Source organism: Streptomyces meridianus (genome assembly GCF_023703325.1).
GTDB lineage: Bacteria > Actinomycetota > Actinomycetes > Streptomycetales > Streptomycetaceae > Streptomyces > Streptomyces meridianus.
The window spans coordinates 1-25,312 of record NZ_JAMQGM010000026.1 but is presented as its reverse complement, the minus strand read 5'-3'; the positions used below and the strand labels follow the sequence as shown (position 1 = coordinate 25,312).

General features: G+C 71.4%; 15 protein-coding genes. 7 read left to right on the top strand and 8 right to left on the bottom strand.

The window, feature by feature from the left end; genetic code table 11:
* Window positions 1-55: 55 nt before the first annotated feature.
* The 3 genes from M1E25_RS12215 to M1E25_RS12205 all read right to left on the bottom strand — a co-directional run bounded on the left by M1E25_RS12215 (window position 56) and on the right by M1E25_RS12205 (window position 5,426).
* Window positions 56-1,534 (bottom strand): maltokinase N-terminal cap-like domain-containing protein, encoded by a 1,479-nt coding sequence (locus tag M1E25_RS12215; protein ID WP_251414059.1) that lies wholly within the window; start codon window positions 1,532-1,534, stop codon window positions 56-58.
* A 182-nt stretch (window positions 1,535-1,716) separates the two neighbouring features.
* A complete protein-coding gene (treS, locus tag M1E25_RS12210; RefSeq protein ID WP_251414057.1) occupies window positions 1,717-3,426 on the bottom strand; it encodes a maltose alpha-D-glucosyltransferase in 1,710 nt (569 codons plus the stop codon).
* On the bottom strand, window positions 3,423-5,426 hold the full coding sequence (locus M1E25_RS12205; RefSeq protein WP_251414042.1) for an alpha-1,4-glucan--maltose-1-phosphate maltosyltransferase: 2,004 nt from the start codon (window positions 5,424-5,426) through the stop codon (window positions 3,423-3,425). Before M1E25_RS12205 ends, treS begins: the two co-directional genes overlap by 4 nt.
* A gap of 284 nt (window positions 5,427-5,710) precedes the next feature.
* Here M1E25_RS12205 and glgP point away from each other — a divergent pair, with 284 nt between their 5' ends.
* Window positions 5,711-8,365 carry an alpha-glucan family phosphorylase gene (gene glgP, locus M1E25_RS12200; RefSeq protein WP_251414022.1) on the top strand — a complete coding sequence of 885 codons (2,655 nt, stop codon included), beginning with the start codon at window positions 5,711-5,713 and terminating at the stop codon, window positions 8,363-8,365.
* A gap of 137 nt (window positions 8,366-8,502) precedes the next feature.
* On the opposite strand, the gene M1E25_RS12195 is transcribed toward glgP, so the two are convergent.
* Both M1E25_RS12195 and M1E25_RS12190 read right to left on the bottom strand, forming a co-directional pair.
* Window positions 8,503-10,713, bottom strand: a complete 2,211-nt coding sequence (locus M1E25_RS12195) for a M4 family metallopeptidase (protein ID WP_251414323.1) — start codon at window positions 10,711-10,713, stop codon at window positions 8,503-8,505.
* A gap of 420 nt (window positions 10,714-11,133) precedes the next feature.
* Window positions 11,134-13,353: a M4 family metallopeptidase gene (locus M1E25_RS12190; RefSeq protein WP_251414322.1), complete on the bottom strand. Its 2,220-nt coding sequence runs from the start codon at window positions 13,351-13,353 to the stop codon at window positions 11,134-11,136.
* 517 nt (window positions 13,354-13,870) lie between these two features.
* Between M1E25_RS12190 and M1E25_RS12185 the strand changes: the two genes are divergently transcribed.
* Complete coding sequence (locus M1E25_RS12185; RefSeq protein ID WP_251414019.1) at window positions 13,871-14,656, top strand: aspartate/glutamate racemase family protein; 786 nt, start codon at window positions 13,871-13,873, stop codon at window positions 14,654-14,656.
* 50 nt (window positions 14,657-14,706) lie between these two features.
* On the opposite strand, the gene M1E25_RS12180 is transcribed toward M1E25_RS12185, so the two are convergent.
* Both M1E25_RS12180 and M1E25_RS12175 read right to left on the bottom strand, forming a co-directional pair.
* Window positions 14,707-16,560: an ABC transporter ATP-binding protein gene (locus tag M1E25_RS12180; RefSeq protein WP_372500670.1), complete on the bottom strand. Its 1,854-nt coding sequence runs from the start codon at window positions 16,558-16,560 to the stop codon at window positions 14,707-14,709.
* The gene (locus M1E25_RS12175; protein WP_251414016.1) at window positions 16,557-18,425 is read right to left on the bottom strand and encodes an ABC transporter ATP-binding protein; all 1,869 of its coding nucleotides are present in this window, start codon (window positions 18,423-18,425) and stop codon (window positions 16,557-16,559) included. Before M1E25_RS12175 ends, M1E25_RS12180 begins: the two co-directional genes overlap by 4 nt.
* A gap of 232 nt (window positions 18,426-18,657) precedes the next feature.
* Between M1E25_RS12175 and M1E25_RS12170 the strand changes: the two genes are divergently transcribed.
* From M1E25_RS12170 to M1E25_RS12150, 5 genes are all read left to right on the top strand, one after another.
* Window positions 18,658-19,887, top strand: a complete 1,230-nt coding sequence (locus M1E25_RS12170; RefSeq protein WP_372500696.1) for a L,D-transpeptidase — start codon at window positions 18,658-18,660, stop codon at window positions 19,885-19,887.
* A gap of 186 nt (window positions 19,888-20,073) precedes the next feature.
* Complete coding sequence (locus M1E25_RS12165) at window positions 20,074-21,324, top strand: L,D-transpeptidase (RefSeq protein ID WP_372500667.1); 1,251 nt, start codon at window positions 20,074-20,076, stop codon at window positions 21,322-21,324.
* A gap of 84 nt (window positions 21,325-21,408) precedes the next feature.
* Window positions 21,409-22,176 carry an enoyl-CoA hydratase/isomerase family protein gene (locus M1E25_RS12160; RefSeq protein ID WP_251414011.1) on the top strand — a complete coding sequence of 256 codons (768 nt, stop codon included), beginning with the start codon at window positions 21,409-21,411 and terminating at the stop codon, window positions 22,174-22,176.
* 186 nt (window positions 22,177-22,362) lie between these two features.
* The gene (locus M1E25_RS12155) at window positions 22,363-22,869 is read left to right on the top strand and encodes an ATP-binding protein (RefSeq protein ID WP_251414316.1); all 507 of its coding nucleotides are present in this window, start codon (window positions 22,363-22,365) and stop codon (window positions 22,867-22,869) included.
* 528 nt (window positions 22,870-23,397) lie between these two features.
* A complete protein-coding gene (locus M1E25_RS12150) occupies window positions 23,398-24,567 on the top strand; it encodes a YncE family protein (RefSeq protein WP_251414009.1) in 1,170 nt (389 codons plus the stop codon).
* Between the two features lie 69 nt (window positions 24,568-24,636).
* Here the strand turns inward: M1E25_RS12150 and M1E25_RS12145 are convergent, their stop codons facing one another.
* Window positions 24,637-25,305, bottom strand: a complete 669-nt coding sequence (locus M1E25_RS12145; RefSeq protein ID WP_372500694.1) for a GNAT family N-acetyltransferase — start codon at window positions 25,303-25,305, stop codon at window positions 24,637-24,639.
* Between the last annotated feature and the right edge of the window lie 7 nt (window positions 25,306-25,312).

Genomic DNA, 25,312 nt, shown 5'->3' with positions numbered 1-25,312 from the left:
GGCCGTTGGCCGGGAGCGGGGACGGCGGGCGAGCGGTCACGGGAGGTTCCTCCGGTCAGGGGCGAGGAGCGGCGCGGACGGCCGGTGCTCCGGCGGCGAGCCGGCGGACCGCCGCCAGGGGGACGGGAAGCCAGTCCGGCCGGTGACGGGCCTCGTACACGACTTCGTAGACGGCCTTGTCGGTCTCATAGGCGCGCAGCAGTTCGGGCTCGTCGCGGGGGTCGGTGCCCGCTGCCTCGGCGTAGCCGTCGCAGTAGGCCGCCCGGCCGCGCCGGGCCCACTCCTGCGACCACTGCTGCTCGTCCGGTGAGTCCCCGTGCGTCCGGGCCGCGTAGTCGAACGAGCGCAGCATCCCGGCGATGTCGCGGGCCACGGGGTGCAGCCTGCGGCGTTCGCCGATCGGCCGGGCCGGTTCGCCCTCGAAGTCGATGATCGACCAGCGGCCGTCCGGGGCGCTGCGGAGCGTCTGGCCGAGATGGAGGTCGCCGTGCATGCGCTGGGCGGCCCAAGTGTGTCCGCGGCGGCCGAGGTCGGCGAACGCGTCGAACGCGGCGTGCAGGCCCTCCCGGTACGGGGCGAGCGCGGGAACGAGCGCCGTCGCCGTCTCCAGCCGGGCCTTCATGCCCCGCGCGATCACCTCGGTCTGCGGACCGCGCAGCAGCGAGACGGGCAGGGCCGCGGCGAGCGCCGTGTGCACTTCGGCGGTGGCGCGGCCCAGGGCGCGGGCCGGGCCGGTGAAGGGGCGCCGCGTGGCCAGGGACTCGAGCGCGAGCTGCCAGCCGTCGGCCGAGCGGCTGAGGAAGGGCTGGAGGATGCCGAGGGTCATGGTTCCGGCGCCGGTGCCGGTCTCGAACCAGGCCGTGGGGTGGGGGACCCGGTTGCACTCGGCGCGGGCGAGCGCGAGCGGCAGTTCCAGCTCCGGGTTGGTGCCCGGGCCCACCCGGCGGAACACTTTCAGGATGTGCGAATCCCCATAGATCACCGAGGAGTTGGACTGCTCCGCGGTGACCGGCCGGGGGGCGAGCCGGGAGGGGATGGAAGTGGCCGGCCGGCGGACGAAGCGGAGCGAGCCGGTGCTGCCCGGGATCCGCAGACGTTCCAGGAGGAGGCCCGCCAGCCGGGGATCGTGCAGGGCCTCGTAGACGGTCCGTCCGCGCAGCGGCCCGACGGACGGGCTGCCGATCAGGGCCGGGGCGAGATGCGCAGGCAGGACCGGGCGGACGCCGAGCAGGAGTTGGTAGCAGTCGGCGTCCCCGGGGCGGCCGGGGTCCGGACCCGGTTGTTCCGCGCGGACCAGGAGGTGGAGGAGGCCGGGGAAGGCGGCGGCTCCCGGGCAGGGCAGGAGTTCCGTCGCGGACAGCAGGGAGAGGGCGGTGACGGGCCGGTCCTTGCCGGCGAACCACCGCTGCCGCGGGAGCCACGACCGCAGCAGGGGCGCGAGCGAGGGGAGGAGAGCGGGGTCCGGCGGGCGGGTGCGGAGGGAGGGCACGGCCGAGCCGGCTGTCGCGTTCTCACGGGTCGGGCCCTCCGGCATGACGTCGAGTCCTTTCGCGGGCCGGTCGTGCAGGTGACATGCGTGATGTGTGCGGTGTGCGCGGAACCTACCGGCCACCCGGACCGGTGCGAACCGCCCCCGCCGGGGGCGGGGGCGGCGGCGGGCGAGGATCGTCCGTACCGGTGATCCGGTTGGGCCACTCGGTGTGCGGATCGTCCGGCTCAGACCGGGCTCGTGCCCGGCCGGTGGAGACGGAACCAGTAGAAACCGTGGCCCGCCAGGGTGAGCAGGTACGGCAGCTCGCCGACGGCCGGGAACCGGACCCCGCCGGTGAGTTCGACTAGGTGGCGCCCGGCGAAGGCCCGGAGGTCCAGTTCGGTCGGCTGGGCGAAGCGGGAGAAGTTGTGCACGCAGAGCACGAGGTCGTCGCCGTACTCCCGCAGAAAGGCCAGCACCGCCGGGTTGCTGGACGGCAGTTCCGTGTACGTGCCCAGTCCGAACGCCGGGTTCTCCTTGCGGATCCGGATCATGCGGCGGGTCCAGTGCAGCAGCGAGCTCGGTGAACTCATCGCCGCTTCCACGTTCGTGACCTGGTAACCGTGCACCGGGTCCATGATCGCCGGCAGGAAGAGCCGGCCGGGATCGCAGGACGAGAAACCCGCGTTGCGGTCCGGTGTCCACTGCATCGGGGTGCGGACGGCGTCCCGGTCGCCGAGCCAGATGTTGTCGCCCATGCCGATCTCGTCGCCGTAGTAGAGGATCGGCGAGCCCGGCAGTGACAACAGCAGGGCGGTGAACAGCTCGATCTGGTTGCGGTCGTTGTCGAGCAACGGGGCCAGCCGGCGGCGGATGCCGATGTTGGCGCGCATCCGCGGATCCCTGGCGTACTCCGCGTACATGTAGTCGCGTTCCTCGTCGGTGACCATCTCGAGGGTCAGCTCGTCGTGGTTGCGCAGGAAGATGCCCCACTGGCAGCCCGACGGGATGGGCGGGGTCTTGGCCAGGATCTCCGAGACCGGGTAGCGGGACTCGCGCCGCACGGCCATGAAGATGCGGGGCATCACCGGGAAGTGGAACGCCATGTGGCACTCGTCGCCGCCCTCGGTGAAGTCGCCGAAGTAGTCGACGACGTCCTCCGGCCACTGGTTGGCCTCGGCGAGCAGCACCGTGTCCGGGTAGTTGGCGTCGATCTCGGCGCGGACCCGCTTGAGCAGTTCGTGCGTGCGCGGCAGGTTCTCGCAGTTGGTGCCCTCCTCGGCGAACAGGTAGGGCACGGCGTCCAGCCGGAAGCCGTCGATACCCAGGTCCAGCCAGAAGCGCAGCGCCGAGATCACCTCCTCCTGGACCGCGGGGTTCTCGAAGTTGAGGTCCGGCTGGTGGGAGAAGAAGCGGTGCCAGTAGTACTGCTGGCGGACCGGGTCGAAGGTCCAGTTGGAGGTCTCGGTGTCGACGAAGATGATCCGGGCGTCCTGGTACTGCTTGTCGTCGTCGGCCCAGACGTAGTAGTCGCCGTACGGCCCCGCGGGGTCCCGGCGGGACTCCTGGAACCACCGGTGCTGGTCGCTGGTGTGGTTCATGACGAAGTCGATGATGACCCGCATGCCGCGCTGGTGGGCCGAGTCGACGAACTCCACGAAGTCCGCGAGGTCCCCGAAGTCGGGCAGGACCGCGGTGTAGTCCGAGACGTCGTAGCCGCCGTCGCGCAGCGGCGAGGAGAAGAACGGGGGCAGCCAGAGACAGTCCACCCCGAGCCACTGCAGATAGTCGAGTTTGGCCGTGAGGCCCCTCAGGTCGCCGATGCCGTCGCCGTTGCTGTCCTGGAAGGACCGCACCAGCACCTCGTAGAAGACGGCGCGTTTGAACCAGTCGGGATCGCGGTCACGGGCGGGTGTGTCCTCGAAGGTGTCGTGGACGGGCTCGTTGACGATCATGAGACGGGTGACCCTCCGATCGGTGGAGACGGTCGCAGGGTGAGGATGTGCGCGGGGGCGGGCGCCCGCCCCGGATCGAGACGCACATAGTTGGCCCTGCCCCAGTGGTAGGTCTCGCCGGTGAGCTCGTCGCGCACCGGGAAGGCGCAGTCCCGGCCCCTTCCCAGTTCCGCCAGGTCGAGCGAGACCGTGGCCTCCTGGGCGTGGTGCGGGTCGAGGCTGACGACCGTGACGACGACATCCGCACCGTCGTCGCCGCCGCGCTTCGAGTACGCGATGACGGCGTCGTTGTCGGTGGCGTGGAAGTGCAGGTCGCGCAGCTGCTGCAGCGCCGGATGCCGGCGCCGGATGCCGTTGAGCGCGGTGATGAGCGGAGCGATCGAGGCGCCCGCACGCTCCGCCTCCTCCCAGTCCCGGGGCCGCAGTTCGTACTTCTCCGAGTTCAGGTACTCTTCCGAGCCCTGCCGCTCGGGCGTGTTCTCGCACAGCTCGTAGCCCGCGTACATGCCCCACGACGGGGAGAGGGTGGCCGCCAGCACCGCCCGGATCCCGAACGCGGGACGGCCGCCCTGCTGCAGATAGGCGTGCAGGATGTCCGGGGTGTTCACGAACAGGTTGGGACGCATGTACGCCGCGGCCTCGCCGGTGAGCTCGGTGAGGTACTCGGTGAGCTCCTGCTTGGTGGTGCGCCAGGTGAAGTAGGTGTACGACTGCTGGAAGCCGATCGTGGCGAGCGCGTGCATCATCGCGGGCCGGGTGAAGGCCTCGGCGAGGAACACGATGTCGGGATCGGTCCGATTGACCTGCGAGATCACCCGCTCCCAGAACACCACCGGCTTGGTGTGCGGGTTGTCGACCCGGAAGATCCGCACCCCGAGGTCGGCCCAGAAGCGCAGCAGCCGCACCGTCTCCCGCACGATGCCCGGCATGTCCGCGTCGAAGGCGATCGGGAGGATGTCCTGGTACTGCTTCGGCGGGTTCTCCGCGTGGGCGATCGTGCCGTCGGCGCGGTGCCGGAACCAGGCCGGGTGCTTCTCCACCCAGGGGTGGTCGGGGGAGGCCTGGAGCGCGAAGTCCAGGGCCACCTCGATGTCCAGGGCGCGGGCCCGGTCCACGAAGCGGGAGAAGTCCTCGAGCGTGCCGAGGCCGGGATGGACCGCATCGTGGCCGCCCTCCGGCGAGCCGATCGCCCAGGGGCATCCCACATCGTGCGGACCCGCGGTCAGCGTATTGCCCGGGCCCTTGCGGTGGGCGGCGCCGATGGGGTGGACCGGCGGCAGGTACACCACGTCGAAACCCATGGCCGCAATGGCCGGGAGCCGTTCGGCGGCCGTCCGGAAGGTGCCGCTGACCGGCGGGCGCCCGGGCTCCAGGACGGCGCCCTCGGACCTGGGGAACATCTCGTACCACGACCCGTAGAGCGCGCGCCGGCGTTCCACCAGCAGCGGCACCGGCCGGGAGGGGGTGACCAGTTCGCGCAGCGGATGGCGTTCCAGGACGCGGATGACCTCGGGCGTGAGCGCCGCGGCCAGCCGGGCGGTCGCCGGGCGGCTCTCGTCGCGCATCAGCGCGACCGCCTCCAGGACGGTGCCGCGGCCGTCGGCCTCGGGCACCCCGGTGCCGGCCCGCTCGTACAGGTCCGCACCCTCGTCGAGGACCAGGGCGGTTTCGATGCCCTCGGGGATCTTGATCCCGGCGGCGTGCCGCCAGGTGGCGACCGGATCGCTCCACGCCTCGACGGCGTACGTCCACAGGCCCTGGACGCCGGTGGTGACACGGGCACCCCAGCGGTCCGTGCCCGGGGCCAGTTCGCGCATCGGAGTCCACGGCCCGGGCGTCCCGGACGGATCCAGCAGCACCACATTGGCCCCGACGGCCTCGTGCCTCTCCCGGAACACGGTGGCGCTGATCTCGAGACTCTCGCCGACGACGGCCTTGGTGGGTCTGCGGCCGCAGTCGACGAGCGGGCGGACGTCCAGGACGGGAATGCGTCCGATCATGGGATCACCTGGAGGCTTGGCAGATTGTGCCATCAGAGGCTTGGGGGCCCTTTGTATCTTCTCGACCGGTCACCCTCCGGGCGCCCGCCGCACTGCCGCCCGCCGCTTTCACCCAGGTGGGCGCGGCGAACGCCCGCGGCAGACGGCACGCGGAAGCGGCAGTCCCGACAGCGGCGCGGACTGTGCCGCCCGTCCACGGGAGCCTGGCCCGTTCGGGCGCATGCCGTAGCGCCCGGCAGTGCGCCGGACAGTGGTGCCGGGGAGCGCGGCTAACGTTTCGCCGGGTGAAGGCCATTCGTCGATTCAGCGTGCGCCCCGTCCTTCCGGAACCCCTACGACCGCTCGGCGACCTGGCGCGCAACCTGCGCTGGTCCTGGCACGCCGAGACCCGAGACCTCTTCGAGGCCGTCGACCCCGACGGCTGGCGGCGCTCCGGCGGCGACCCCGTGCGCCTGCTCGGTACCGTCGGCGCCCGCCGGCTCGCCGCACTCGCCGGGGACCGGCGGTTCCTGTCCCGGCTCGCCTCCGCTGCCGGCAACCTCGACCGCTATCTGACCGGACGGCGCTGGTACCAGGGCGCCGGCCCCGGTCTCCCGGCCGCCGTCGCCTACTTCTCGCCCGAGTTCGGCATCACCGCCGCCCTGCCGCAGTACTCCGGTGGGCTCGGGATCCTCGCCGGCGACCACCTCAAGGCGGCCAGCGACCTCGGCGTCCCCCTCATCGGAGTCGGCCTGCTCTACCGCCACGGCTACTTCACCCAGTCCCTGTCCCGCGACGGCTGGCAGCAGGAGCACTACCCGCTGCTCGACCCCGACGAGCTGCCGCTCACCCTGCTGCGGGGGACGGACGGCCGCCCTGCCGTCGTGTCCCTGGCCCTGCCCGGCGGCCGGTCGCTGCACGCCCGCATCTGGCAGGCGCAGGTCGGACGGGTCCCGCTGCTGCTCCTCGACTCGGATGCCGACGACAACGACCGCAGCGGACGGGACGTCACCGACCGGCTGTACGGCGGCAGCAGCGAGCACCGGCTGCACCAGGAGATGCTGCTGGGGATCGGTGGCGTCCGCGCGGTGCGCGCCTACTGCGCCCTCACCGGCCACCCCGAACCCGAGGTCTTCCACACCAACGAGGGCCACGCCGGCTTTCTCGGCCTCGAACGCATCCGGGAACTCCAGAACCGGGGACTCGACCACGGCGCCGCGCTCGAAACGGTACGGGCCGGCACCGTGTTCACCACCCACACCCCCGTCGCCGCGGGCATCGACCGGTTCGAACGCGAGCTCGTCGCCCGCCACTTCGGCGACGGCGGCGAAATGCCCGGCGTCGACGTCGCGCGCATCCTCGCCCTCGGCACCGAGGACTACCCGGGCGGCGAGCCGGCCCTGTTCAACATGGCGGTGATGGGTCTGCGGCTCGCCCAGCGGGCCAACGGGGTCTCCACCCTGCACGGCTGCGTCAGCCGGGAGATGTTCGCCGGGCTGTGGCCCGGGTTCGACCCGGACGAAGTGCCGATCACGTCCGTCACCAACGGGGTGCACGCCCCCACCTGGGTGGCTCCGGAGGTGTTCCGGCTCGGAGCGCAGCGGATCGGCGCGGACCGTGCCGAGGAAGCCCTCTCCGTCGGGTCCTCGCCCCGGTGGGATGCCGTCGCCGACGTCCCGGACACCGACATCTGGGAGCTGCGCCGCCTGTTGCGGGAGCACCTCGTCACGGAGGTGCGGGCGCGGCTCCGCCGCTCGTGGCGGCAGCGCGGCGCCGGTGAGGCCGAACTCGGCTGGATCGACGGCGTCCTCGATCCGGGCGTCCTCACCATCGGCTTCGCCCGCCGCGTCCCCTCGTACAAGCGGCTCACCCTCATGCTGAAGGACCCGGACCGGCTGACCCGGCTGCTCCTGCACCCGGAGCACCCGGTGCAGATCGTCGTCGCGGGCAAGGCGCACCCGGCGGACGACGGTGGCAAGCAGCTGATCCGGGAGCTGGTGCGGTTCGCCGACGACCCGCGGGTGCGGCATCGGATCGTGTTCCTGCCCGACTACGGCATGGCCGTGGCCCAGAGGCTCTATCCGGGCTGCGACGTGTGGCTCAACAATCCGCTGCGGCCGCTCGAGGCCTGCGGCACCTCCGGGATGAAGGCGGCCCTCAACGGCTGCCTCAACCTCTCGGTGCGGGACGGCTGGTGGGACGAGTGGTACGACCCGGACTTCGGCTGGTCCATCCCCACGGCGGACGGCGAGGGCGTCGACGAGGAACGCCGCGACGACCTGGAGGCGAACGCCCTCTACGAACTCCTCGAGCAGCGGGTCGCGCCGCGCTTCTACGACCGGGGCGCCGACGGTCTGCCCGGACGGTGGATCGAGATGGTGCGCCAGACCCTGGTCCGGCTCGGGCCCAGGGTCGTCGCCGGGAGGATGGTCCGTGAGTACGTGGAGCGCCTGTACGCCCCGGCGGCCGCAGCCCGTCGGGAACTCGATCCGGCGGCCGCCGCGGAACTGGCCGGGTGGAAGGCCCGGGTACGGGAGTCCTGGCCGCAGGTCGCGGTCGGTCACGTGGAGACGGGGGCAGCCGGTGAGCCCGTCGGGAACACGGAACTCGGCTCGACACTGACCGTGTCGGCCCGGGTCTCGCTCGGCGGTCTCACTCCGGGCGACGTCGAGGTGCAGGTCGTCTCGGGACGGGTGGCCCCGCTGCACGGTCCGGAAGAGCCGGCGGAGGGGGACCGGATCGCCGATCCGGTCACCGCGGCGCTGAAGCCGGCGAGCGGGCCGGACACCGAGGGGCTGTGGCTGTACGAGGGCCCCCTGGCGCTGGACCGCACCGGCGCCTTCGGCTGCACCGTGCGGATCCTGCCCGCCCACCGGCTGCTGTCCTCCGGCGCCGAGCTGGGACTGATGGCCGTACCACCGTCGGGCGCTGCGGCGACGGCCGGCGTACTGATGCGCTGACCCGGCCTCACGCGGCAGGACGTGGAGGGGCGGTGCCCGGGGAAATCCTGGCGACTCCCCCGGGCACCGCCCGGTCGGTGGGCGGGTGGGGTGCGCGGTCCGCGCACCTCACCCGCCGTGGAACGGCCGGCCCTCGGTCAGAAGGTCAGCTTCCAGCTGTTGATGTAGCCCGTGTCGCCGCTGTAGACGTCCTGGACGCGGAGCTTCCAGGTGCCGCTCGCGGTCTCCGACGAGGCGTTGACGGTGTAGGTCGCCTTCACGTCCGGGTCCCAGTCCCAGATGTCCGAGTTCTTCAGGCGGTAGGCCGTGCCGTCGGGGGCGAGCAGGTCCACGACCAGGTCACCGCGGTAGCTGTGGACGATGTCCACGTCCACCTCGAGGGCGCTGGGGGCGCTCCCGGTGCGGTTGACGTTGATCGACGAGGTGACCGCGGCGCCCGCGTCCGGGATCGAGACGTCCGTGGTGTTCTCGAAGACGTTCGAACCCGTGGTGTTGATCGTCCAGGTGAAGGACGCCGTGCCGGTCTTGCTCGCCGAGTCCCGCACGGTGACCACGGTGCTGCTGGTGCCCACGGCGGTGGGTGTGCCCGAGATCAGGCCGGTCGAGGAGTTGATCGACATGCCGGCCGGCAGCCCGGTGGCGGAGTAGGTCAGGGCGCCCGCGTTGCTGCTGCTGGCCTGGATCTGCAGGCTCGCGGCCGTGTTGACCTTGCTGGTCTGGTTGCCCGGGTTGACGACCGTGACTCCGTCGACGATCCGGCTGCCCACATTGACGCCGGCCCAGGCGTTGGCCACCGCGTTGTACGTCGCGGTGCCCTGGCCGAACAGGTCGGCTGCGGCCTGGAGGGTCGCCGTACGGGCCCCGGCGTAATTGGTGTTCGAGGTCATGTACGTGGTCAGGGCCCGGAACCAGATCTTCTCGGCGTTGGCCCGGCCGATGCCGGTGACCGGCAGGCCGTCCGACGTGGGGCTGTCGTAGCTGACGCCGTTGACGGTCTTGGCGCCGCTGCCCTCGGAGAGCATGTAGAAGAAGTGGTTCGCGATGCCGGACGAGTAGTGCACGTCGACGTTGCCGACACCCGAGTACCAGTAGTCCTTGGACGCGCCGTCCTTGCTCGGCTTGTCCATGTAGCGCAGCGGGGTGCCGTCGCCGTTGATGTCGATCTTCTCGCCGACGAGGTAGTCGCCCACGTCCTGGGCGTTGTCGGCGTTGAACTCGACGGCGGCGGCGAAGATGTCGGAGGTGGCCTCGTTGAGGCCGCCGGACTCGCCGCTGTAGACGAGGTCGGCGGTGGCCGAGGTGACGCCGTGGGTCATCTCGTGCGCGGCGACGTCGATCGAGGTGAGCGGGTGGGTGTTGCCCGAGCCGTCACCGTAGGTCATGCAGAAGCAGGAGTCGTCCCAGAAGGCGTTGACGTAGTTGTTGCCGTAGTGGACGCGCGAGTAGGCGCCGACGCCGTCACCGCGGATGCCGCTGCGACCGTGCACGTTCTTGTAGTAGTCCCAGGTCAGGGCAGCGCCGTAGTGTGCGTCCACGCCCGCGGTCTGGAGGTTCGAGGCAGTGCCGTCGCCCCAGGTGTCGTCCGGGTCGGAGAACAGCGTCCCGGTGCCCGACGTGCCGTGGTTGAGGTTGTATGTCTTGTGGCTGCCGCGGGCGGTGTCGGTCATGGTGTACGACGGGGCGGTGCCGATCGTCACCTGGCCGGTGTACATGCTGTTGCCGATGCCGGTCTTGATCGCCTCGTAGTCGAACAGCTTCTTGCCGGTGCGTGCGTCGGTGACGACGTGCAGTTCACTGGGCGTGCCGTCGTGCTGGAGCCCGCCGACGACGGTCTCCCAGGCCAGGACGGGCTTGCCCTGCGCAGCCCAGATCACCTTGCGGGGCGCCTTCTCGGCCGCGATCTTCTTCGAGCCCTCGGCCTTGGCCGCCCTGACCGCCGACTTCTCCGCCGCGGCCCGGCTGACGGCCGCCTTCGTGGTCGCCGGCGTCAGACGGGCCTTGAACGCCTTCGTGACGCCTTTGCGGGCACCGTTCCCGGTCTCGTGGACGACCATGTCGCCGCCCAGGACCGGCAGGCCGTCGTAGGTGCGTTCGTAGCGGGTGTGCACGGTGCCGTCCGCGTCCTTGGCGACGTCGCGGACAACAAGCCGCTCCTTGGCGCCCAGACCGAGTTCCTCGGCCGCCTCGGCCTTGGTGGCGTTGGCGTCCTTGAGCAGCTCGGCCCGCTGCGAGGGGGACAGCTTGACGGGCAGCGCACCGGAGCGCGGCTGGGCCTGGATCTTCGACGTGCCGTCCGCCTGCGCCGGTCCGGCGGTCGCGGGGCCGGCCTGGACGCCGACGGCGAGCATGGCTGCGGCGGTCACCAGGGCGCCGGCCGATGTGGCGCGGCGGGCACGCCTCGAGGGATGGGATCTCACGCAGACTCCTTCTGCTGCGGCCGCGCGGTCGGACGCGACCCGGGGGGACCGGACGGCTGGGTGGACCGTCCGGGCAGAGCAGGCAGTGCGCTGCGGGGGGAGGAGGTGCCGAGGTGCGGACCGGAGGACGGGAGAGGGGCTGTGGGGGCCGCGCTCCGGTCGAGGGAAGACTGTCAGCTGCCGGGCCGGATGTCAGGAGCGCATCAACAAGTTGGCCGAGATGCGTCCGTTGACAGTGCGACAGGATCCGCATTCCGGAACGCCGCTGCCCGGGACCGACGGGGTCCCGGGCAGCGGCATGCGGTGTCCGGCCGCTTCGCACCGGCCGGGTGCGGGCCTGCGGTGTCCGGATCAGAAGGTGAGCTTCCAGCTGTTCAGGGTGCCCACGTCGGCCGAGGCGTTGTCCCGGACCTTGAGCGTCCAGGTGCCGTTGGCGGTCTCCGTGAAGGCGTTGACCGTGAAGGTCTCCTTCACGTTGTCCGCGGAGTTGCCGGCCTCACGGGCCAGCAGGTGGTGCACGGCACCGCTCGGGGCGACCAGGTCGATCGTCAGGTCACCGCGCCAGGTGTGCGTGATGTCGACGGCGACCTTCAGCTCGGAAGGAGCGTTCCCCTTGACGCCCGAGACGGCGATGGGCGAGGAGACGGCGTCACCGCGGTCCGGGATGGCGATCGGGGTGGAGTTCTCGAACGTCACGCCCAGCACCTTGCTCACCTGCCAGGCGAAGGTGGTGTCCGCCTTCTTGCCCGCCTGGTCGGTGACGACGACTGTCACGTTCTGCGACCCCGACTTGGCCGGGGTTCCGGAGATGAGACCGGTGGAGCTGTTGATGCGCAGCCCCCTGGGCAGCCGCACGGCGCTGTAGCGCAGCGGCCCCGGGGTGTTGCTGGTCGCCTCGATCTGCAGGCTGTCCGGGACGCCGACGGTCGCGGTCTGGTCGCCCGGCGGGATCAGGTCGACCCCGTCCACGATCGGACGGCCGACATTGACGCCGGCCCAGGCGTTGGCCACCTCGTTGTACGTCGGGCTGCTCTGGCCGAACAGGTCGGCTGCGGCCTGGAGGGTCGCCGTACGGGCTCCGGCGTAGTCGGTGTTCGACGTCATCCGCTCGGTCAGCGCCTTGAACCAGATCTTCTCGGCGTTGGCCCGGCCGATGCCGGTGACCGGCAGGTCGTTCCAGGTGGGGCTGTTGTAGTCGACGCCGTTGACGGTCTTGGCGCCGCTGCCCTCGGAGAGCAGGTAGAAGAAGTGGTTGGCGACACCGGAGGAGTAGTGGACGTCGACCCCGCCGAGGCCGTCGTACCAGTAGTCCTTGGACGCGCCGTCCTTACTGGGCTCGTCCATGTAGCGCAGCGGGGTGCCGTCACCGAAGATGTCGATCTTCTCGCCGACGAGGTAGTCGCCCACGTCCTGGGCGTTGTCGGCGTTGAACTCGACGGCGGCGGCGAAGATGTCGGAGGTGGCCTCGTTGAGGCCGCCGGACTCGCCGCTGTAGACGAGGTCGGCGGTGGCCGAGGTGACGCCGTGGGTCATCTCGTGCGCGGCGACGTCGATCGAGGTGAGCGGGTGGGTGTTCGCATCGCCGTCACCGTAGGTCATGCAGAAGCAGGAGTCCTGCCAGAAGGCGTTGACGTAGTTGTTGCCGTAGTGGACGCGCGAGTAGGCGCCGACGCCGTCACCGCGGATGCCGCTGCGACCGTGCACGTTCTTGTAGTAGTCCCAGGTGAGAGCCGCGCCGTAGTGTGCGTCCACGCCCGCGGTCTGCGCGTTGCCCGCAGTTCCGTCGCCCCAGGTGTCGTCCGGGTCGGAGAACAGCGTCCCGGTGCCGGACGAGCCGTGGTTGAGGTCGTAGGTCTTGTGGTCCCCGCGGGCGGTGTCGGTCATGGTGTACGACGGGGCGGTGCCGGCGGTCCCGATGGCGACCTGGCCGGTGTACATGCTGTTGCCGATACCCGTCTTGACGGCTTCGTAGGAGTAGAGCTCCTTGCCGGAGTCCGCGTCGGTGACGACGTGCAGTTCACTGGGCGTGCCGTCGTGCTGGAGCCCGCCGACGACGGTCTCCCAGGCCAGGACGGGCTTGCCCTGCGCGGCCCAGATCACCTTGCGGGGCGCCTTCTCGGCCGCGATCTTCTTCGAGCCCTCGGCCTTGGCCGCCCTGACCGCCGACTTCTCCGCCGAGGAGGAGGCGAAGCCGGCCCTCGTGTCCGCCACCCGGACCTCCGCCCTGGTGGCCTTGCTGACGCCGGAGGTCGTCCCGCTCGCCTCACGGTGCACCACGAGGTCGCCGCCGAGCACGGGCAGCCCGTCGTAGGTGCGCTCGTAGCGGGTGTGCGTGGTGCCGTCCGCGTTCTTGACGACGTCGCGGACGACGAGCTTCTCCTTCGCGCCCAGCCCGAGCTCTTCGGCGGTCTCGGCCCGGGTGGCGTTGGCGTCCTTGAGCAGCTCGGCCCGTTGCGCGGGGGACAGCTTCACGGGCAGTGCGCCGGAGCGCGGCCGGGCGTGGTCGGACTTGCCGGCCACCTGGGCGGTGCCGGCGGTCGCGGGGCCGGCCTGGACGCCGACGGCGAGCATGGCTGCGGCGGCCACCAGGACGCCGGCCGACGTGGCGCGGCGGGCACGCCTCGAGGGATGGGATCTCACGCAGGACTCCTTCTGCTGTGGCACCGCGCGGTCGGACGCGGGCCGGGACGACCCGGGCAAGCCCTCGGGGCGGGTCCGGGTGGAGCAGGCAGTGCGCTGCGGGGGGAAGGAGGTGCTCGGAACGGACCGGTGGGCGGAAACGACTGTGGGGGCCGCACGCCGGTCGACGGAAGAGTGTCACGGATTGCCGCGAAGGTCAGCCGTGCGACGGCAAGTTGGCCGGGATGGACCCGTTGACAGCCCGGCGGCACGGTTGCCGGGACCGGGTCCGGACAACCGCGGGTGCGCGGTACGCCGCCGGGAGCCTCCGCGCGCCCGGCCGGGTGACGTCCGCCGCCGCCTCACGCGCGCTCCCGCGCCGCGCATGTGAGGGTGGGCGGACCGGCTCGCCGTGCGCCGCCCTCGCGCGCCCGGTGGGTTCAGCCACGAAGAGGCACGAGGACGCGCCATGGTTGCTGCGCAGGACACCCGGCGAATCTGGTACCAGAGCTTCACCGATCCGGACGTGGACGCTCCGTACTTCTCCCGGCTGACGGGGCGGATCCGCGACGTGGCCGGCCCCGGTTTCGACGTCGTCGCCCACGGGATCTCCCCCGGGGACCGCCATCTGCACCCGTTGAGCGAGATGCGGTGCGCCGTGCAGACGGTGCGCAACGCCATCAGGGCCGAACGTGAGGGCTACGAGGCTTTCGTGATCGGCCATTTCCCGGAGCCGGGGCTGGCCGAGGCGCGCGCCGCTGTCGACATCCCGGTGATCGGGCTGGGGGAGTCGGCCATGCTGCACGCGTGCACCCTGGGGCGCCGGATCGGACTGGTCACCATCAGCCCGGTGTTCGTTCCGGATCACCAGGAGCAGATCGTGCGGTACGGGCTCGAGCGCCGTGTGGTCGCAGTTCGGGCCGTCGAGACGCAGGTCGCCGACTACAACCGGGCATTCACCGATCCCGAGGCGTACCGGCGCCTCAAGGAGGAGTTCTCGTACCAGGTCGAACCCCTGCTGGAACTCGGGGTGGACGTCATCATCCCGTCCGGGGGCTACCCGATGATGGTGTTCGGCCGCGAGCACGGCTTCGAGGTCGGCGGCGCCCTGGTGCTCGACGGGCTGCCCGTGGCCGTGCTCGCCGCGGAGACGGCGATCAGGCTGCGCCGGCTGAACGGCACCGGGGCGAGCCGTACACCCGGTCAGGCACTGCCCTCCACCGAGGCGGTGGAGGAGTTCCTCGCCTCCCACTGAGCCTGCGGGCGTGTGCCGGGGCCGCCCCCGTGCGGGACGGCCCGGTCCGGTCAGACCAGGCTGTCCCGCCACGCCTGGTGCAGCCGCGCGAAGCGCCCGCTGCCCGCGACGAGCTCCTGCGGGGTGCCGTCCTCGACGATCCGGCCGTCCGACATCACCAGCACCCGGTCGGCGATCTCCACCGTGGACAGACGGTGGGCGATCACGACCGCCGTACGCCCTTGCAGCACGGTGTCCATGGCGCGCTGCACCGCCCGCTCACCGGGGATGTCCAGCGACGACGTCGCCTCGTCGAGGATCAGCACCCCGGGGTCGGCGAGCAGGGCCCGTGCGAAGGCAACCAACTGGCGCTGACCGGCGGAGATCCGGCCGCCCCGCTTGCGCACATCGGTGTCGTAGCCGTCGGGCAGCGCGGCGATGAAGTCGTGCGCGCCGATCGCCTTCGCGGCCGCCTCGATCTCGTCGCGGGTGGCGTCGGGGCGGCCGATCGAGATGTTCTCCGCCACGGTGCCGGAGAACAGGAACGCCTCCTGCGTCACCATCACCACACCGCGCCGCAACTCGGAGGTGGCGAGATCACGCAGATCGACACCGTCCAGCAGCACCCGCCCGCCCGTGGGGTCGTAGAACCGGGCCAGCACCTTCACCAGCGTCGACTTGCCGGCTCCGGTCGTGCCGACGACCGCGGTCGTCCTTCCGGCCGGCAGCGTCAGGTCGAAGCGGGGCAGCACCTCCGCGCCTGTCCGGTAGGCGAACGAGACGCCCTCGAACACGACCTCGCGGCCAGGCGCTCGAGCCGGACGCGGGGGCAGCGGCCGCGGACAGGCCGGTTCCGGGACGGACGGACGCTGTGCCAGCAGGCCGGCGATCTTCTCCAGTGAGGCAGCTGCCGACTGGTAGGAGTTGAGGAACATGCCCAGCCGGTCGATCGGATCGTAGAGCCGCCGGAGATACAGCACCGCCGCGGCCAGCACTCCGAGCGCGAGCCCGCCCGACGCCACCCGGTAAGCACCCCACAGCACGATGGCCGCCACCGCCGTGTTCGCGATCAGCCGGGACGACACCACGTAGCGGGCCATCTCCAGGATCGCGTCGCCGTTGACCCGCTCGTGCCGCCCGTTGAGCTCATCGAAGTGCGCGTCGTTGGCGCGCTCGCGCCGGAACGCCTGCACCGGGCGGATGCCGTTCATCGTCTCGGTGAACTTCACGATCACCGCAGCGATGGCCGTGGACCGCTTGCTGTACACCCGGGCGGACCGGCGCTGGAAGGACCGCACCATGCGCTGCAGCGGGACGAACGAGACGAGCGCCGCGGCCCCCAGGCCCCAGTCGAGGTAGAACAGCAGGCCGGTGATGTACACGATCGACAGGCAGACCGCGAGCAGTTCTTCCAGGCCCTCGTTGAGGAGTTCGCGCAGCGACTCGACGTCGGTCGTCGCGCGAGAGATCAGCCGGCCGGAGGTGTACTGCTCGTGGAAGTCCAGGCTCAGTACCTGGGCATGACGGAAGATCCGGTCCCGCAGGTCGAGCAGCACGTCCTGGCTGACCCGGGCGGAACTGCGCACGAAGGCGTACTGGAGCCCTCCGGATGCCAGCGCGCACAGCGCGTACCCGGCGGCCACCGCGGCCAACGGCCCGTACACCCCGGAACGCAGGGCCGGGACCGCGCGGTCGATGGCGAACGCGACGAGCAACGGCCCGGCCTGCACGGCGCCCTGCTGAAGCAGCAGAAGCACCGCGGCGACCAGGACCCGACCACGTCGGGGAGAGAGCAGCGAACCGAGCAGAGCCCGGGAGGCCCCGGGCGGAGCGGGCAGGGTGTCCTGGTCCGCCGGGACCTCGGGCGGCGGGGGCTCCGGCCGGCCGTCCTCCTCCACCGGCAGTCCGGTGGGTGCAGTGGTCATCGCGCCGGTCTCCCCTCGTGTCCGTGCGCCGGGCGCACCGTCGGAGCGTCGGCCGGGAGGAGGGCGGACGGACCGTGACCCTCCTGCGGGCTTCCGGACATCAGCGTCCGGTACTCCGCACTGGTGTGCAGCAGTTCGTGGTGGGTGCCCACGGCGCTGATCCGGCCACCGGACAGCAGGGCCACCCGGTCCGCGAGCAGGACGGTGGACGGTCGGTGGGCCACGACGAGGGCGGTCGTCGTGGCCAGCACCTCGCGCAGGGCCGCCTCGACCAGGGCCTCGGTGTGCACGTCGAGGGCGGACAGCGGGTCGTCGAGTACGAGGAAGCGGGGCCCGCCCACGACCGCCCGCGCGAGGGCGAGGCGCTGGCGCTGGCCGCCCGACAGGCTGAGCCCCTGCTCGCCCACCTCGGTCGCGGCGCCGGCGGGGAGGTTGCGCACGAAGCCGGCCTGAGCGACGCCCAGGGCCCGGTCGAGTTCGGCCGGCCCGCCGCCCTCCATGCCCATCAGTACGTTCTCCGCGGCGGTCGCGGAGAAGAGAGTGGGTTCCTCGAAGGCGACGGCCACCAGTTCGCGCAACCGGGCGCGGGTCAGCCCGGTGATGTCCGCACCGTCCAGGGTGATCCGCCCGCGGGTGGTCTCGTGCAGCCGGGGGACGAGTGCCGTCAGCGTCGTCTTGCCGCTGCCCGTGGCGCCGACCAGGGCCAGTGTCTCGCCGTGCCGGATGTGCAGATCGACGCCGCGCAGCACGGGCGGTACGTCGGCGGGGGAGTCGGGGTAGGCGAATTCCACGCCTTCGAACCGGAGTCCGTCCTCCCGGACGGACTCGGTGCGGGGTGCGGAGGCGCGGGCGTCCCCCTGCGCGGCCTCGGGTTCGTCCATCACCTCGAAGAAGCGGTCGGTTGCCGTCGCCGAGTCGTTGCTCATGGCGATGAGGAACCCGATCGACTCCACCGGCCAGCGCAGCGCGAGGGCGGTGGAGAGGAAGGCGACGAGCGTACCCGCGGACAGGGTCCCGTCGGCCACCTGCAGCGTCCCGAGCACCAGGGCGGCCCCGATCGCCAGCTCCGGCAGCGCCATGATGAGGGCCCACAGCCCGGCGAGCAGACGCGCCTTGCGCAGCTCCGTGCTGCGCAGGCTCCGCGAGAGCGTGGCGAAGGCCCGGGCCTGGCTGCGGTTGCGCCCGAAGCCCTTGATGATGCGGATGCCGAGCACGCCCTCCTCGACGACCGTCGTCAGATCACCCACCTGGTCCTGTGCGGTGCGGGCGACCTTGGAGTACTTCGTCTCGAACAGCGAGCACAGGACGACCAGCGGGATCACCGGTGCGAGCAGCACCAGGCCGAGCAGCCAGTCCTGGAGCAGCAGGATGACGAACCCGACGGCGATGGTCGTTCCGTTGACCAGGAGGAAGGTCAGCGGGAACGCCAGGAACATGCGCACCAGCTGAAGGTCCGTGGTGGCCCGGGAGAGCAACTGGCCCGACGGCCACCGGTCGTGGAACGACACCGGGAGCCGCTGGAGCCGCCGGTAGAAGGCGGAGCGCATCGCGGCCTCGACCCCGGCGAGGGGGCGCGCCACGAGCCAGCGGCGGAAACCGAACAGCACGGCCTCCAGCACCCCGAGGCCCAGAAGCAGCGCGCCGCCCAGCCACACCCCGCCGGGGTCCCGCCCCGCGACCGGACCGTCGACCAGCCACTTCAGCACGAGTGGGATGACAAGGCTCAGGCACGAGGCGATCACAGCCACGAAGGCTGCCGTGAACAGCCGTACCCGTACCGGCCGGACATACGGCCACAGGCGCAGCAGCGACCGCACGACCGAGCGGGGGCGCTCTTGGCTGGGGGAATCGGCTGAGGCAGACATCAGCAGCGAGACTACGTTTCGGGGCTGACAACGCCCACCGTTTTTCCTGCGTCCGGCCGATACCGCACCGGGGCTCCCCGGACGGTCCGCCGAGCCGGACGGCCGCTCGCCGGGCCGGAAGTCCGCCCCGTGCCCCGTGCTGCGGACGAGAGGGAAGGACACGGGCCGTTCCGCCCGAACCGGTGGTTCCCGTCCCACCATGGGGCGTACCCCAACGTTTCCCCGGCCGCGGATGATCGTTGGGTTCGGCGTGAGACAGGTAGTCAGGCGCGCGGTGCGCGCAGCGGCGGGAGTGCTCGTCGCATCCGTGTTCGTGACGCTGGCGGGGTGCGATGCGGGCGGTTCCGGGGCCGACGACAAGGGCGCGGGCCCGGCCGGCATCAGGATCCGTCCGGCCGACGGGGAGCGGGGCGTACGGGGCACGGACCCGGTCGAGGTCACCGTCGCCTCCGGCCGGCTGGAGCGGGTGCGGCTGGTACGCAGCGGCGACGCACTGAACCGCCCCGTGCCCGGAACGTTCAGCTCCGGCGGGCAGCGGTGGCGGTCGACGGCGGAACGGTTGCGGGGCGGCAGCCGCTATGCCGTGGACGTGGTGGCCGTCGACCGCAGCGGCCGGCGGTCCGCGCATCATTCGACCTTCACCACGCGGGTGCCGGTGCACCGGTTCATCGGCTTCTTCAAGCCGGAGCACCGCTCGACGGTCGGAACGGGCACCATCGTGTCCCTGGAGTTCACCCACCCGGTCACGGACCGGGTGGCCGTCGAGCGGGCGATCCGGGTCCGCGCGCTGCCGGCCGTCCCGGTGGCGGCCCACTGGTTCGGCCCGCGGCGGCTCGACTTCCGGCCGCGGACGTACTGGGCGCCGGGCACCCGGGTCACCATGACCCTGCGGCTGCGCGGGGTGAAGGCGGCGCCGGGGGCGTTCGGGATCCAGTCGAAGACGGTGCAGTTCACCATCGGGCGCAGCCAGGTCAGTACGGTCGACGCGGCCGCCCATCTGATGCGGGTGCGGCGCGACGGCCGGCAGCTGACCGTCATCCCGATCACCGCCGGCCGGCGCGAAACCCCCACCTACAACGGAAAGATGGTGGTGATGGAGCGGTACGACGTGACCCGGATGGACGGGGACACGGTCGGATTCGGCGGGGAGTACGACATCCCGGACGTGCCGCACGCCATGCGACTGACCAGGTCCGGCACGTTCCTGCACGGCAACTACTGGGCCCCGGAGCGGATTTTCGGCTCGGACAACACCAGCCACGGGTGCATCGGGCTCCACGACGTACGCGGTGGCGGTGGATCGCAGTTGCCCACGCCCGCCGCCTGGTTCTACGCCAACTCGATGGTGGGCGACGTGATCGAGGTGGTCAACAGCAACGACCGGACGGTCGCTCCCGACAACGGCTACGGCGGCTGGAACATGTCCTGGGAGGACTGGAAGGCGGGTTCGGCACTGGACTGATCCCACGAATTCCCCCTTCCACAGGTCGACTTGGGACTGATCCGTGACAATCGCGGGGATCTCTCTGTCACGACCGTGTGATTGGCTTGAGAGGGCGCTGCCGTGCGCCGGGGCAGCCTTCCTCCCAGTGGGAACGGGAGGGCGGAACGCGGTCCGTCGACGCGGGCCGTGCGAGGGGAGAGTCGTGTGAACATGCAGCCGATATCGGGGACACCGGGCTGGTGGCGTTGTCGGCGGGGCAGCAGGACCGGGGCGGCCCTGCTGATCGGGGCCGTATTGCTGGGGGTCACAGCGTGCGGAGGCGGTGCGGATGCCGCCGACGGCAGTGGCAGGAACGGGGGCAAGGGGGGCGAGGTCGACACCCGTCCGTCCAGGGCCGAGCTGAAGATCGCACCCAAGGACGGGGCCAAGGGGGTGGACACCTCCGGCGAGTTCGAGGTGACCGTCACGAAGGGTCGGCTGACGTCCGTCGAGGTCGCGGACTCCGACGGCAAGGCCGTCGACGGGAGGATCACCAAGGGCGGCACCGTCTGGAAGCCGAGCCGTCATCTGCAGACCTCGACCAAGTACACCGTGGATGCCGTGGCGAAGGACGCCGACGGCCGCCGGGCGGCCGAGCACGCGAGCTTCACCACGCTGGACCCGAAGGCCACGTTCATCGGTTACTTCACGCCGGAGGACGGTTCCGAGGTCGGCGTCGGCATGCCGGTGTCGATCCGCTTCAGCCGGGGCATCACCGACCCCGGCGCGGTGGAGAAGGGCATCGAGGTGACGGCCTCGCCCTCGGTGCCGATCGAGGGGCACTGGTTCGGCAACGACCGGCTGGACTTCCGTCCCGAGGAGTACTGGAAGCCCGGTACGAAGGTGACGCTCAAGCTGGCGCTGGACGGCGTCGAGGGCCGCCCCGGCGTCTACGGCAAGCAGGCGAAGACGGTGAAGTTCACCATCGGGCGCAGCCAGGTCAGCGTGGTCGACGCCAAGTCGAAGAAGATGACCGTCGAGCGCGACGGCAAGGTCATCAAGAAGATCCCCATCACATCCGGCTCGCCGTCGAACCCCACGTACAACGGGCAGATGGTGATCAGCGAGAAGTACCGGGTCACCCGCATGAACGGCGAGACGGTCGGCTTCGACGACGAGTACGACATCAAGGACGTGCCGCACGCCATGCGGCTCAGCACGTCCGGCACGTTCATCCACGGCAACTACTGGGCGGGCCAGTGGACGTTCGGACGCCAGAACGCCAGCCACGGCTGCGTGGGCCTGTTCGATGCGCGCGGCGGCGGGGACAAGTCCACGCCGGCCGCCTGGTTCTTCCGCAACTCGATGATCGGCGACGTGGTCGAAGTGAAGAACTCCAAGGACAAGAAGATCCAGCCCGACAACGGACTCAACGGCTGGAACATGGACTGGGACGAGTGGAAGGCCGATCAGTAGGTCGGCCGACCGCGAACGGGACCGGGTGCGGTGTGACCGAGCGCACCCGGTCCCGTTCGGGTTGACGACCGTTAACCTGCGGGCATGACTGTGCATCTTGAGGTCGCTGAAGGCGTCGGCACGATCCGGCTGGACCGGCCGCCGATGAACGCGCTGGACATCGCCGTCCAGGACCGGCTGCGGGAGCTCGCCGAGGAGGTGAGCCGGCGGGAGGACGTCCGCGCCGTCGTGCTGTGGGGCGGAGAGAAGGTGTTCGCCGCCGGTGCGGACATCAAGGAGATGCAGGCCATGGACCATGCGGCCATGGTGGCCCGGTCCCGGGCCCTGCAGGACTCCTTCACCGCCATCGCCCGGATCCCCAAGCCCGTGGTCGCTGCGGTCACCGGCTACGCTCTCGGCGGGGGCTGCGAGTTGGCACTCTGCGCCGACATCCGCATCGCCGCCGAGGACGCGAAGCTCGGGCAGCCGGAGATCCTGCTCGGGCTCATCCCGGGAGCCGGCGGCACCCAGCGGCTGTCCCGTCTCATCGGCCCGTCGAAGGCCAAGGACCTGATCTTCACGGGCCGCATGGTGAAGGCGGACGAGGCCCTCTCGCTCGGTCTCGTCGACCGGGTCGTCCCGGCCGCGGACGTGTACCCGCAGGCGCACGCCTGGGCGGCGAAGCTCGCCCAGGGGCCCGCGATCGCGCTGCGCGCCGCGAAGGAGTCGGTGGACGCCGGTCTGGAGACCGACATCGAGACCGGCCTCGCCGTCGAACGCAACTGGTTCGCCGGGCTGTTCGCCACCGAGGACCGTGAGATCGGCATGCGGAGCTTCGTCGAGGACGGGCCCGGGAAGGCCAAGTTCCGCTGACGCCTGCGCGATGTCCTCCCGCTCCCCGGCTCCGGCTGCGGGGGCGGGGGCGGGAGGACACAACCGGGACGAGGGTTCCCCGGATGCGACGACGGGACTGCACGTGTGCAGAGGCCGTTGAAGTCACTGTGTGCGCCCGGGGTGAGGATTGAGTGGTTCCGCCCTCGGGGTGTCCTTCGGACGGCCATCATGGGGGACATGTCGGGCCTCGAGGGAGTGGAGCAGCCGTGGCGGGCCGCAGCTGCACGCGGCGGGCTGTGTCCCAGCGACGAACAGGCGATGAAGCTGCTCGAGCTCCACGGCAACCCGTCGGTCGCCGAGGTCTGTCTGCCGTCCCGCCCCGAATCGGCCGGTGTGGCACGGCGGTTGACGCACTCCGTCACCCTGCGCCTGTGGGCGCTCCCTCCCCAGACGGCGGACAGCGCCGTGCTGCTCGTCTCCGAACTCGTCGGCAACGCGGTACGCCATACCGGGGCACGTGTCTTCGGCCTGCGCATGCTGCGCCGCCGGGGCTGGATCCGGATCGAGGTCCGCGACCCGTCCCGGGGGCTTCCGTGCCTGATGCCCGTGCAGGAAATGGACACGAGCGGCCGGGGGGTCTTCCTGGTCGACAAGCTCTCCGACCGGTGGGGTGTGGATCTGCTGCCCCGCGGCAAGCGGACCTGGTTCGAGATGCGGGTCGCCGACCGCTGATCCGGCCGGACGCTCGGTACGCGAGGAGGCCTGTGGCCCGTCCGGTCGTGACGGGCCACAGGCCTCCTCGCGCATGGCGCCGCCGGAACGGAAGGGGGGGTGTTCGGCAGCGTGCGCCCGCGAACTGCCTGGTCAGGGCCGCTCGCGTCGTTGACTATTGCAGCCGCCTCGCAGCTCCGACAAAGCGACACCGTGCTCGTACGAGGGCAAACGATGACAGGCCGGTACTGCGTTCGGAGGTGAGATGGGCCACCCGCCCCGGCAGTGCGTGACTGTCGCGGGGGTGCGACTCGGTGCATGCGGGCCGGGTGCCGCGACGACGGGCCAAGGACACGCAAAATGAGCAAACGGGGCAATGGCGGGGATGACTCGTTCGCTGTCCTTGAATGACTGTGGCCCTGCCGACGCCGAGCCGAGGCGCCGGCACCGGCCGGCCCGTACTGCGGGGAGCGGTCGCCGCGCCGATCGCGATCCCGACGACCCCACCGCCGCGGATGCGGGCGGTGACGACGACGGAGCTGCGAACCGATGAGAACCACCGCTGTCCGCACCGCCGCACTCTTCACCGCCCTCCTCGGCCTCGCCACCGCCTGCTCGCACCCGTCCGGCGAGCAGAAGCGGCCCCCGGCCACCCGCACCGCCAGTCCCCGCGCCGCCGCGGCCCCGGCCGGCCTCCCGGGCATGCCGCCGCTCCTCGATCCGCAGGACGTGTACGCGGCCGACCGGCCGAACCGGCTCTCGCCCGTGGTCGAGGACTTCCCGCCGCGCGTCTACGTGCCCAACTCCAACTCCGGCACGGTGTCGGTCATCGACCCCGCGAAGTTCAAGGTGGTCGCGACGATCCCGGTGGGGGAACAGCCCCAGCATGTCGTGCCGTCCTGGGACCTGAAGACCCTGTGGGTCAACAACAACCGCGGCCACACGCTCACCCCCATCGACCCGGCCACCGGAAAGGCCGGCAAGCCGGTCGAGGTCCACGACCCGTACAACCTGTACTTCACCCCCAACGGGAAGTACGCGATCGTCATGGCGTCGCTGGACCGGGAGCTGGTCTTCCGCGATCCGCACACCATGAAGGTGAGGAAGACCGTCCCGGTCTCCTGCTACGGCGTGAACCACGCCGACTTCTCCGCCGACGGCCGCTACTTCATCGTCTCCTGCGAGTTCTCCGGCGAACTGCTGAAGGTCGACACCGAGAAGATGAAGGTCGTCGGGCAGCGGCGGCTTCCGTTCGAGGGCGCCATGCCGCAGGACGTGAAGCTCTCGCCGGACGGTGACACCTGGTACGTCGCCGACATGATGGCCCACGGCGTGTGGGTACTCGACGGCGACAAGTTCACCGAACCCCGGCTGCTGCGGACCGGGCGCGGCGCCCACGGGCTCTACGTCAGCCGTGACTCGAAGTGGATGTACATCACCAACCGCGGCGAGGGGACCGTCTCGGTGCTCGACTTCCGGACCGGCGAACTCGACCGGAAGTGGCGCCTGCCGGGCGGGGGCAGCCCCGACATGGGGGGGCTGTCCAGTGACGGCAAGGTGCTGTGGCTGTCGGGACGCTACAACGCGGAGGTCTACGCGCTCGACACCCGCAACGGTGAGCTGCTCGCCCGCATCCCGGTGGGCAGCGGGCCGCACGGACTGGCCGTCTACCCCCAGCCCGGCCGGTACTCGCTCGGCCACACCGGCGTCTTCCGCTGACCGGCGGGGCGAGCGCTGCGGGACGTCGCGCCCCCGCGCCGGACAGGACCCGCCCGGGCGGCGAGGACATCAGTGATCCGGAACCGTGAACAGCACTTCTGCACCCACCGGTCGGTATCCGGCCGCCTGGAACGCGCGGACACTCGCCGCGTTGCCCACCGCCTGCTGGGCCCACACCGGGCCCCCGTCCGGCACCAGATGACGAGCGGCCCGTGCGAGGCGGCGGCCGAGCCCCCGCCCCCGTGCGCTCCCCCCGACCTCGATCGCCGCCTCCCAGCGGCCGGCCACTCCGCGCCCCAGGGCCAGGACGCCGCCCTCGGCCGTCCAGACGCGTACGTCGTCGCGGTGCCGCCGGGCCCGCACCACCCGTGGATGCGACGCATCACCGATCTCCTTCAGGGCCGTCTCGGGTGGCCCGGGGAGGGCGTGAGCCACCGTCAGCAGGTCGACGCAGCCGGCCGGGCGCCCGGTGCGGGCCGTCATGGCGGCGAGGAACCCGGGGGAGAGGGCCGCACCGAGCGGGTCGGTGTCCACCGCGCCCAGGGCCGTCCGGATCCACCCCGGATCCTCGTCGGTGAAGATCACGGCATGCGCCGTCAGTCCCAGGACCCCGGCCTCGCGCGGGGACGGCTGGGCGACGACGGTCGTCCCGCCGTCGGCCGGCGGGAAGCGTCCCCCCGCCGCCTCGCTCAGCAACTCCGCCAACTCGTCCACGTCGCACTCCTGTTCATCCCACACTCCTTGC

Coding starts and splice junctions, on each gene's coding strand:
- M1E25_RS12215 (WP_251414059.1), bottom strand. CDS start 1,534: ATGCCGGAGGGCCCGACCCGTGAGAACGCGACAGCCGGCTCGGCCGTG.
- treS (WP_251414057.1), bottom strand. CDS start 3,426: ATGATCGTCAACGAGCCCGTCCACGACACCTTCGAGGACACACCCGCC.
- M1E25_RS12205 (WP_251414042.1), bottom strand. CDS start 5,426: ATGATCGGACGCATTCCCGTCCTGGACGTCCGCCCGCTCGTCGACTGC.
- M1E25_RS12195 (WP_251414323.1), bottom strand. CDS start 10,713: ATGCTCGCCGTCGGCGTCCAGGCCGGCCCCGCGACCGCCGGACCGGCG.
- M1E25_RS12190 (WP_251414322.1), bottom strand. CDS start 13,353: ATGCTCGCCGTCGGCGTCCAGGCCGGCCCCGCGACCGCCGGCACCGCC.
- M1E25_RS12185 (WP_251414019.1), top strand. CDS start 13,871: ATGGTTGCTGCGCAGGACACCCGGCGAATCTGGTACCAGAGCTTCACC.
- M1E25_RS12180 (WP_372500670.1), bottom strand. CDS start 16,560: ATGACCACTGCACCCACCGGACTGCCGGTGGAGGAGGACGGCCGGCCG.
- M1E25_RS12175 (WP_251414016.1), bottom strand. CDS start 18,425: ATGTCTGCCTCAGCCGATTCCCCCAGCCAAGAGCGCCCCCGCTCGGTC.
- M1E25_RS12170 (WP_372500696.1), top strand. CDS start 18,658: ATGATCGTTGGGTTCGGCGTGAGACAGGTAGTCAGGCGCGCGGTGCGC.
- M1E25_RS12160 (WP_251414011.1), top strand. CDS start 21,409: ATGACTGTGCATCTTGAGGTCGCTGAAGGCGTCGGCACGATCCGGCTG.
- M1E25_RS12150 (WP_251414009.1), top strand. CDS start 23,398: ATGAGAACCACCGCTGTCCGCACCGCCGCACTCTTCACCGCCCTCCTC.